The 9,336-nt window shown below is 69.5% G+C and carries 10 protein-coding genes; 7 read left to right on the plus strand and 3 right to left on the minus strand.

Annotated features, from left to right (window positions below):
• The first annotated feature begins 162 nt into the window (after positions 1 to 162).
• From C8P66_RS23055 to C8P66_RS23065, 3 genes are read left to right on the plus strand one after another with little or no spacing between them, the layout of a single operon-like run.
• Positions 163 to 657 (plus strand): MarR family winged helix-turn-helix transcriptional regulator, encoded by a 495-nt coding sequence (locus tag C8P66_RS23055; RefSeq protein WP_111400631.1) that lies wholly within the window; start codon positions 163 to 165, stop codon positions 655 to 657.
• The gene (locus tag C8P66_RS23060; RefSeq protein ID WP_111400632.1) at positions 654 to 2,267 is read left to right on the plus strand and encodes an MFS transporter; all 1,614 of its coding nucleotides are present in this window, start codon (positions 654 to 656) and stop codon (positions 2,265 to 2,267) included. Before C8P66_RS23055 ends, C8P66_RS23060 begins: the two co-directional genes overlap by 4 nt.
• A gap of 21 nt (positions 2,268 to 2,288) precedes the next feature.
• Positions 2,289 to 3,422: an HlyD family secretion protein gene (locus tag C8P66_RS23065; protein WP_111400633.1), complete on the plus strand. Its 1,134-nt coding sequence runs from the start codon at positions 2,289 to 2,291 to the stop codon at positions 3,420 to 3,422.
• A gap of 159 nt (positions 3,423 to 3,581) precedes the next feature.
• Here the strand turns inward: C8P66_RS23065 and C8P66_RS24230 are convergent, their stop codons facing one another.
• Positions 3,582 to 4,562 carry an ATP-binding protein gene (locus C8P66_RS24230; protein WP_211314258.1) on the minus strand — a complete coding sequence of 327 codons (981 nt, stop codon included), beginning with the start codon at positions 4,560 to 4,562 and terminating at the stop codon, positions 3,582 to 3,584.
• A 58-nt stretch (positions 4,563 to 4,620) separates the two neighbouring features.
• On the opposite strand from C8P66_RS24230, the gene C8P66_RS23075 reads away from it, so the two are divergent.
• From C8P66_RS23075 to C8P66_RS23090, 4 genes are all read left to right on the plus strand, one after another.
• Positions 4,621 to 4,857, plus strand: coding sequence for a hypothetical protein (locus C8P66_RS23075; RefSeq protein ID WP_111400639.1), 237 nt, complete (start codon positions 4,621 to 4,623; stop codon positions 4,855 to 4,857).
• Positions 4,858 to 4,988: 131 nt separating this feature from the next.
• Entirely contained in the window at positions 4,989 to 5,858 is an 870-nt protein-coding gene (locus C8P66_RS24625; RefSeq protein WP_245903760.1) for a DUF3489 domain-containing protein, read from the plus strand.
• Positions 5,859 to 6,004: 146 nt separating this feature from the next.
• Positions 6,005 to 6,205: a hypothetical protein gene (locus tag C8P66_RS23085; protein WP_111400634.1), complete on the plus strand. Its 201-nt coding sequence runs from the start codon at positions 6,005 to 6,007 to the stop codon at positions 6,203 to 6,205.
• A complete protein-coding gene (locus C8P66_RS23090) occupies positions 6,205 to 6,486 on the plus strand; it encodes a hypothetical protein (RefSeq protein ID WP_111400635.1) in 282 nt (93 codons plus the stop codon). The genes C8P66_RS23085 and C8P66_RS23090 overlap by 1 nt, the downstream gene beginning before the upstream one ends.
• Before the next feature lie 4 nt (positions 6,487 to 6,490).
• Here the strand turns inward: C8P66_RS23090 and C8P66_RS23095 are convergent, their stop codons facing one another.
• Both C8P66_RS23095 and C8P66_RS23100 read right to left on the minus strand, forming a co-directional pair.
• Complete coding sequence (locus tag C8P66_RS23095; RefSeq protein WP_111400636.1) at positions 6,491 to 7,759, minus strand: site-specific DNA-methyltransferase; 1,269 nt, start codon at positions 7,757 to 7,759, stop codon at positions 6,491 to 6,493.
• Complete coding sequence (locus C8P66_RS23100; RefSeq protein ID WP_111400637.1) at positions 7,749 to 9,206, minus strand: site-specific DNA-methyltransferase; 1,458 nt, start codon at positions 9,204 to 9,206, stop codon at positions 7,749 to 7,751. The genes C8P66_RS23095 and C8P66_RS23100 overlap by 11 nt, the downstream gene beginning before the upstream one ends.
• Positions 9,207 to 9,336 lie beyond the last annotated feature (130 nt).

A 9,336-nucleotide genomic window follows, 5' to 3' on the forward strand; every position in this document is an offset into this window, starting at 1 on the left:
AACCGTATCGACGAGCTCATGCCCTGGCACTGGGCGACCTCGAAAAACATCTGAACGTCAAGCCGCAGCGACAAGGGCCTGGAACCACCGCTTACCCTTGACCCGAGGCCGAAGCGCATTATGTAGCCTACTAACATTAGCCTGCTACATAGTTTGCTCCCCATGACCCCCATAAATGCCTTCACCGACGCCCTCCGCCGGGCCACGCTCAAATGGCGGAGCTGTTTCGACGCCAGGTTGAAGGGCAGCGGCCAGTCATTCGGCCGCGCGCGCGCCCTTATCCGGCTTGCCGCGCATCCCGACGGCATCATGCAGCGCGACCTCGCGGCCGACCTCTCGATCGAGCACCCAACCCTCGTCCGAGTGCTGGACAGCCTCGAACGACAGAAGCTGATCGCGCGCTGGCCGGTAGAGGGGGACAAGCGGGTCAACCGCATCATGCTCACCCCGGCCGCCGAGCCGCTCGTGCTCCAGGTCAGCGGGCTGTTCGACAGCCTGCGCGAAACCATGCTCTGGTCGGTTCCCGCGGAGGATCTGGCGGTCGCCACCCGGGTGCTCGAGGCGATCATCGAGAACCTCGACCGCGCGGCGAAAGAACCGGAAACGGCACCGCCGCCGCGGACTCCGGAACCGACGGCCCTGGACAAGATGCCGTGAGCGGCGCCACCGACGCCGCGCAGCCACCGGCAGCCCCCGCCCCCTCGGGGCCCGGGCGCATGCTGCTCTATGGGCTGGCCTCGCTGGTGCTGGGGCTGACACAGGGGCTGAGCAACAACCTCATCACCGCCAATCTGCAGGCGGCGCAGGGGCATTTCGGGGCCACCGTCAACGAGGTGATGTGGCTCAGCGCCGCCTATACCGCCACCAACGTCACCGCGACCTTGCTGCTCTACAAGGTCAGGTCGCAGTTCGGGCTGCGGCGCTTCGCCGAGATCGGGCTGTGCCTGATGGTCGTCGTGTCCTTCGCGCATTTCCTGACCAGCGATCTGCATTCCGCCGTCGGCCTGCGCGCCGTGGCGGGGTTCGCCGGCGCGCCGCTGAGCACGCTCGCCTTCCTCTACATGCTCGAACACCTGCCGGTGCAGTACAAGCTCACCGTGGGGCTGTCCTTCGGCCTGCTCGGCTCGCAGCTCGCGGTGCCGCTGGCCCGGGTGATATCGCCCCGGCTGCTCGAAATCGGCCTCTGGCACCATCTGGACATGGTGGAGCTGGCGTTGTCGCTGATGGCCCTCGCCCTGGTCTATCTGCTGCCCTTGGTCAGCCCGCCGCGGGTCAAGGCCTTCGACCGCGTCGATGCCGTCAGCCTGCCGCTTCTGGTGGTCGGCATGGCGCTGATCACCATCGTCCTCAGCCTCGGCCGCTACTACTGGTGGACGGAGGCCTCATGGCTCGGCCTCTGCCTCGCCGGCGGGGTCGGGCTGCTGACGATCTTCGTGGTGATCGAGCTCAACCGGGCCCGGCCGGTGGTCAACCTGCACTGGCTGACCACCTACGACATCCTGATCTTCGCAGGCTCGCTGATCGTGGCCCGCTTCGTGCTGGCGGTGCAGACCACCGGCACCGTCGGCTTCTTCCAGACCCTGGGCCTGCAGAACGACCAGATGACGACGATGTTCTGGCTCACCCTCCTCGCGACCGCCGCGGGCTATATTTCGGTCGCCTTCGTCAACAAGCCGGAGAACGCACCGGCCATCCATACGGTCGCCATGCTGATGATCGGGCTGGGCGCATGGATGGAAAGCCATGCCACCAGCCTGACCCGGCCGCATGAGGTCTATCTGTCGCAGGTTCTGATCACCTTCGGCGGGGCCATCTTCCTGCCTTCCGCCATGTCGTGGAGCCTCGCGCATGTCCTGCGCACCGGCCCGCAGAACCTCCTGAGCTACATCGCGGTATTCCTGGCTTCGATGAACATCGGCAGCCTGTTGGGCTCCGCCGGACTCGGCAGCCTCGTGACGGTGCGGGAGAAGTTCCATTCCAACCACATCGTCGAATCCCTTAACCTTACCGACCCCATGGTGGTGCAGCGCCTCCAGCAATACGGCGCCAGCCAGGCGAGGGTGCTGGGCGACGCCGCGCTGCGCAGCGGCGAGGGCGCAGTGATGCTCGGCCAGGTGGCGACGCGCGAGGCCTATGTGCTCGCCTATAACGACATGTTCCGTGTCGTCGCCATCGCCTCGGTGGGGATCCTGTTCCTTCTCTTCCTCCATGTGCTTGTGGCCCGGCTCCGCGCCAATGCCGCGCGGAACCAGGCGCAGGCCGCCTAGAAAGCATCCGGTAGGTCCTTCATGCCATTTCCAAAACTCGCAGGCTCGCGTGCCACGATCCCTGCCTTCCTGGCGGGGGTCCTGGGGGTTCTGCTCGTGCTCTACACATGGCAGCTCCCGCCCTTCACCTCCTCGGTGCGGACCACCGACAATGCCTATGTGCGCGGGCTGGTCACCGTGGTCAGCCCGCAGGTCGCCGGCTACATCGTCGAGATCCCGGTTCAGGACTATGCCGAGGTGAAGGCTGGCGACCTGCTCGTCCGCATCGACGACCGCATCTTCAGCGCCCGCCTCGCGCAGGCGCAGGCGATGCTGGATTCCAGCCGGGCGGCGCTGAGCAACCTCGACATCCAGCGCCGCACCAAGGAGGCCTCCATCAGCGTCGCCCGCGCCCAGGTGGAGATCGCCGAGGCCGTGCTGACCAAGGCGCAGGCCGACATGCGCCGCGTGGCGCCGCTGCTCGCAGCCGGGATCCAGACCGGCGCCCGCGGCGACGAGGTGCGCGCCGCCGTGCAGCAGGCGACCGCCGGCCTCGAGCAGGCGCGCGCCTCGGAGGCCGTGGCCGAACAGATGCTGGCGGAAACCGTGGCGACCCGGTCCACGCTGGAAGCCGCGGTGCGCAATGCCGAGGCGAGCCTGCGGCTGGCCGAGATCGACCTGCAGAACACCCGCGTCGTGGCGGCGCAGGATGGCAGGCTCGGCGAGGTCGGCGCCCGGCTCGGGCAATATGTCTCGGCGGGAACCCAGCTTACCTCGATCGTGCCGGCGCGGACCTGGGTGGTCGCGAACTACAAGGAAACCCAGCTCGCCGGCATGCGGGTCGGCCTGCCGGTGTCCATCGCCGTGGATGCGTTGCAGGGGGCGACCCTGTCGGGGCATATCGAGCAGTTCTCGCCGGCCACTGGCTCGGAGTTCAGCGTCATTCGCGCCGACAATGCGACCGGCAATTTCACCAAGGTTGCGCAGCGCCTGCCCGTCCGCATCGCGATCGACCCCGGCCAGCCCCTGGCCGAGCAGCTGACGCCCGGCATGTCCGTCATCGTCAGCGTCGATACCGAAGGCGCCGCCCTCAATGCCGCGGGCGGCCCCAGCCTGCCGCCTTCAGTGATGACCGCGCAGGAAAGCGCGGGCACCCCGCGCCGGATGCACAACTGAAGGCGGCAGGTCGGTAGAAGCGGCGCGCATGGGCTTGGCTGTGTCCATGAATATTGGCCCATCTGTGCTGGCGAATTCCGGCCCACCTGACGCTTCTGACCGAGGTGCCCGGGCCGCGGCCCGGGCACCTCGGTCAGCGTCGCTGTTTTGTTCTCCTCCTCATGGCTTCACGGCATTGCGCTGCGCCGTGGTGCGGCGGAACCGGTAGGAATCCGTGCCCGTGGTGATGATGTGCGCCTGGTCAGTCAGGCGATCGATCAGGGCCTTGCACAGCCGCGGGTTCGCAATGACCTGCGGCCATTCGGAGAACGGCAGGTTGGTGGTCACGATCACCGCCGCCTTCTCCGCCCGGTCGGCGATCACCTGGAACATCAGCTCGCAGGCGGTCTCGGCGAGCGGCACGTAGCCCAACTCATCGATGCAGATCAGGTCGAGCCGTTCCCAGCGGCCGAGCGCGCGGCTCAACTGGTTGGCATGCGCCGCCTCGGCCAGTTCGTTGATCAATCCGGTCGCGGTGGTGAACCGCACCCGCCGCCGCTGACGGCAGGCGGCGACACACAGCCCGGTCGCCAGATGGGTTTTGCCCGTGCCCGCTTCGCCGATCAGCAGCACCGGCTCGGCCTTGCTGACCTCGGCCAGCCGGTGCACCAGCATGAGCGCGCGAGCCTTCTCGACCAGTTGGCCGCGGCGCTCATCGAGCCGGAGCTTGCGCTCCTGCGCCTTGAGCATCTCGTTGGCGGTGCGCGCATTGTGGAAGCTGCTGCCGCCGGCGGAGGGCGTGGGCAGCGGCTCCGGCAGGGGCGGGGCGACGAATGCCGGCCGCGCCGGCGGCGGCGGTGGCGAGGGCGAAGGCTGTACCGGTACCGGCGCCACCATGGCCGCAGTCTTGCGCGCCGGATCGCTGCTCGCGGCCAGCCGCGCGCGCACCTTCTCGACGTTCCAGCCGCCGCCCGGCTCCTGCGCGATGCGGCCGGCCTGCGCGGCCTTCTGCAGCGCGGTGTGCGAGATGCCGAGCCGGCGCGCCACCTCGCGCTGCGAGGGCACCAGCGCATCGGAAGCGGCTGCGATCATGATGTGATCGAACGCCTCCGATCTTAGCAATTTCATGCGCGCGAGATGCGCTTGGCTCGTGCGCGGCACAGCGCGAATGGTCCGTCACACGCAGAGCATCACGCCCTGCACCACGACGGAGACCAGCATGACCGACCGCACCGCCCGCGCCGCCCGCAACCAGGAAAACAGCCTGGCCGCCTTCCTCGCGAAAAAGGCCGAATTCGACGCCCTCCTCGCCGAACTCACCCAGGCCAGCGAGGACCATTTCGGCGCGGATCCGGAGGAGGTTCTTTGGGGCGAAGCGGCCTGGCTTTCGGATGCCACTGCGAAGCTGAAGGACATCGCGGACCAGCATTTCCGCCGCGGCGAATACGAAGCCTGACGGGCCCCATCGCAGCTTGCTGCGATGGGATCCCGACGCGGGCCACTCCCGCACCGCCCCGACCGGCCACGCCGGCGGGGCTCCCGGCAGTAGGGGCCGACGGTCGGCGCCCGGAACCGGAGACCACCACGATGACAAAGCTTTCCGACAGCCAGCGCGTGATCCTCAGCGCCGCCGCGCAGCATGAAATGGGCCTCGCCCGCGCGCCCAAGACCCTGCCGGCCGCGGCGCGCAACGCGGTGTTCCGCAGCCTGATCAAGAACAACCTGCTCACCGAGATCAACGCCCCGCGGGAGCATGCCGGGCTGGGCTGGCGCCAGGATGACGACGGCACCTGGATCGTGGCGCGCATCACCGACGAGGGGCTGCGCGCCATCGGCATCGACCCGAACGAGGGCGACGCGGTGGCCGGCGAGCCCGACTGCTCGGGCATCGAGGGCAGCGTGCCCGACACGGCGCCCACGGTGACGCCCGGCACCACGCCGGGGGAAAGCCCGGCCCCCGCCGCCGAGCCCGCCCAGGCCGCGCCCCTGACGGAGGAAATCGCCATGCTCGACCAGGCCCTCGCGGAACGCGCCGCCACGCCACGCGCCAGCCTGCGCGACACCGCCGCGGCCATCCTCGCCGCCTGGGACGATCAGGCCGCTCGCTTCGGGACGCATGATGGCGACCTGATCGGCGCACTCGACGCCCCGATGGCGGCCCTGCGCACCCTGCTCGCCGGCAAGACTACGCGCGCACCGCGGGACGCCAGCGCGCCCCGCAAGCCGCGCGAGGGCACGAAGCAGGAGCAGGTGCTGGCCATGCTGCGCCGCCCCGAGGGCGCGACGGTCGCGCAGATCGCCGAAGCGACGGGATGGGCACAACACACTGTCCGCGGCTTCTTTGCCGGGCTGAAGAAGAAGGGCCACGCGGTCGAGGTTCGGGACCGCATTCGCCAGGTCGGCCCCAACAAGACCGGCGCGAAGGGCTCCTTCACCATTTACGCCGTGGCCGAGTGAAGCATCTCAGCCACGCCACTGAACATGATCAGGAGCGCCGGGGATCATCCAAATCCCCGGCGCTTTATCGAGTTGGCTGCGCTCCGACACAGCGCGAATCGTCCGTCACGCGCAGGGCATCCCGCCCCGCCGAGACGGAGACGACGATGACCAGCACCACCCTCCCGCACGAGACCGCCGAAGGCCCGCAGGATCGCGCCGCCTGGCAGCAGCTGCTCGCCACCGCGCCGCGCAGCACGGACAGCGTGGGCCGCGCGACCATCCAGGTCTGCACCGCCAGCGACGGGCGCGGGATCTTCGCCACTGTGGACTACGCCACCTGGCAGACCGAGAAGGAGGAGGGCTGATGCCCTCCGAGCGCCGCTGGATCATCCTGGCGCAGGACGGCCGGCACGTGACGATGGGCCGCGCCGCACCGCCGAGCGAGGCGGAAGTCGAGGCGGCCGCCATGGCCCTCGCCGCACAGGGGCTGGCGGGATGGCTCGCCACGCTGGACGGCAACTACTGGTCGCGCCGTCGCGTGGCGCTCGCGCCCGTGCAGACGCTCGGCGACGGCGCCAGCCTGGATTGGTCCGCCGCAGTCGACGCATTCGATGCCGCCCGGAAGGCCGCGACGGCACCCCGCTGACGCATCATGCCGCGAGCGCGACACCGCGCGCCGCGGCCACGTCCCGGAACACCCGCTCCTCGCCAGCCAGCACCGCGGCCTTGCCGGTAAGGTTCTGCCAACGCTGGATCGCCACATCGACATAGCGGGGATCGATATCCACCGCGTGGCAGACCCGCCCCGTCGTCTCCGCGGCAATCAGCGTGGTGCCGCTGCCGAGGAAGGGATCGTAGATCGCCTCGCCGGCGGCGCTGTTGTTGATGATCGGACGGCGCATGCATTCCACCGGCTTCTGGGTCCCATGGACCGTCGCCGCATCCTCGTCGCCGGCGTTCGAGATGGCCCAGAGCGTCGCCTGATCTCGCGCGCCCTGCCAGTGGCCGGTCGCACCTTTGCGGACTGCGTAGAGGCAGGGCTCGTGCTGCCAGTGATAGTCGCCGCGCCCCAGCACGAAGCGCGACTTCGCCCAGACAATCTGGCTGCGGATCACGAAGCCGGTCGCCTCGAGGCTGTCGATCACCGTGCGGCTGTGCACGCCGGCGTGCCAGACATAGGCGACGTCGCCGGGGAACAGCGCCCAGGCCTGGCGCCAGTCGGCGCGGTCGTCGTTCGCCACCTTGCCGGTGCGCATCGTCGCCGAGACGCCGGCCTCGTTTCGCCATTCCGGATCGTAGTTCACGCCATAGGGCGGGTCGGTGATCATCAGATGCGGGTCCGCGCCATCCAGCAGCCGGGTCACGTCCGCCGCGCTGGTGGCGTCGCCGCAGAGCAGCCGGTGCGGACCGAGCTGCCAGAGGTCGCCGGGACGGGTGACTGGCACGACCGGTGGCTCGGGCGCCGGCGCATCGGGATCGCCGGCGGCGCCCCCCGCCTCGTCGCCGGCGGCGTCCGCCAGCAGTCGATCCAGCACAGCCTGGTCGAAGCCGATCAGGCCAATGTCGAATTCATCGGCGCGCAGCTCCCGCAGCTCGGCGGCGAGCAGGCTCTCGTCCCAGGTCGAGTTCAGCGCCAGCTGGTTATCCGCCAGCCGGAAGGCCCGTGCCTGCGCCTCGGTCAGATGGCCGAGCCGGATGGCGGGAATTGCGTCGAGGCCGAGGGCCTTCGCCGCCAGGACGCGACCATGGCCGGCGATCAGCACGCCGGCGTCGTCCACCAGCACCGGCACGTTGAAGCCGAACTCGGCGATGGACGCCGCCAGCTGCGCCACCTGCTCGCTGGGGTGCATGCGTGCATTGGCGGCATAGGCCGCGAGCGATGCCACCGGCATCATCTCCATCTGAAGGTCAGGCCGCATCGGCGGTGGCCTCCATGCGTGCCGCGGCGACGGCGTCGTAGCCGCGCCCATCGTCAGCGAGCGTCACCGGCAGGTCGGGATGCAGCATGCGCCAGCGCGCGATCGCCAGATCGACATAGGCCGGCGCCAGCTCGATCGCCCGCACACGACGGCCGGTGCGCTGGCCCGCCAGGATGGTGGTCCCGGAGCCGCCGAAGGGCTCGAACACGACCTCGCCATCGTCGGTGTAGGTCCGCATCAGGAACTCCGGCAGCACCACCGGGAATACCGCGGGGTGCTCGGTCTCGATGCCACGACCCTTGTGGCGGGTCAGCCGCAGCACGTTGTCGGGGATCCGAAAGTCCTGCACCGGCAGGCCGGCGTGCTGGTATTCCGAGATGGTGCCGTCGGCGGCGCGCAGCCCACTGCCCTTGTTCGGCGTGCCGGCCCATTTGCACGGGACGATCTTGTTGGCCTGGCGGGCCTGGCGGTTGAAGTGGAAGACGAGCTCGAAGGCCGGCGCGAGCCGCCCGTTCCAGTCACCGGGCAGGCCGGGCCCCTGGTCCCAGGCATACAGCCCGAAGCGCCGCCAGCTGCGGGAGCGCATCCAATCGAGCCAGCCGGACCAATAGGGCTGCCATTCATTGTCGCGGTGGATCAGCCCGAGGTTCACCAGCACCTGGCCATCGGGCCGCAGACCCAGGTCGAGGTGCTGGAACACGCCCTGCATCAGCGCATCCCAATCGGTGCTGCCACCGGTGGTGTAGTCGCGCTGGTTTCCATAGGGCGGGGAGGTGAACAACACCGCGGCGCGATCCTCGCCCATCACGCGCGCCACAGAGGCGGCATCGGTGCTGTCGCCGCAGAGCAGGCGATGCTCGCCGAGCAGCCACAGGTCGCCCGGGCGGGTGACGGCAACGCGCGGTGGCTCCAATTCAGCGTCGGCGGGGTCCTCCGCCGGCGCGTCGTTGCCAGGGGCATCGCCGCTGGCAACGGCCGGGCTGGCAAGCGGCCCGTTGCCAGGGTCAGTTGCCACCGGCTCCATGCCGGCCAGCAGCCGATCGAGCTCGCCGGCATCGAAGCCGGTCAGCGCCAGATCGAGGCCGCCCATCTCCTGCAGCTTGGCGACCTCCGCCGCCAGCAGCGCCTCGTCCCAGCCGGCGTTCAGCGCAATACGGTTGTCTGCCAGGCGGTAGGCGGCCTTCTGCGCCTCGGTCAGACCGGCGCGGGTGATGGTGGGGACCGTGTCCAGGCCCAGGGATTTGGCCGCTTGCAGCCGGCCATGGCCGGCGATGACCTCGCCTCGCTCATCCACCAGCACCGGCGCCACGAAGCCGAACTCCAGGATGCTGGCGGCGATCTGCGCCACCTGCTCGGCGGAATGCGTGCGCGCATTGCCGGCATAGGGCAGCAGGGAAGCGACCGCGCGCGCCTCGACGGCGCTCGCGGACCATGGGGCCTGGGGCATCTGCACCTGCGTGATGTTCGAACGAAAGGCGCCGCGGCTGGCAACCTGGCAGCGCTGGCAACCTCGAAAACGGGGCTGACACTAGGCGCCTTGCGCGCTTCCGCCCCCCGCATACAGTATTCGCGGGAAG

It is taken from the genome of Humitalea rosea (genome assembly GCF_003253705.1).
Classification (GTDB): Bacteria; Pseudomonadota; Alphaproteobacteria; order Acetobacterales; family Acetobacteraceae; genus Humitalea; species Humitalea rosea.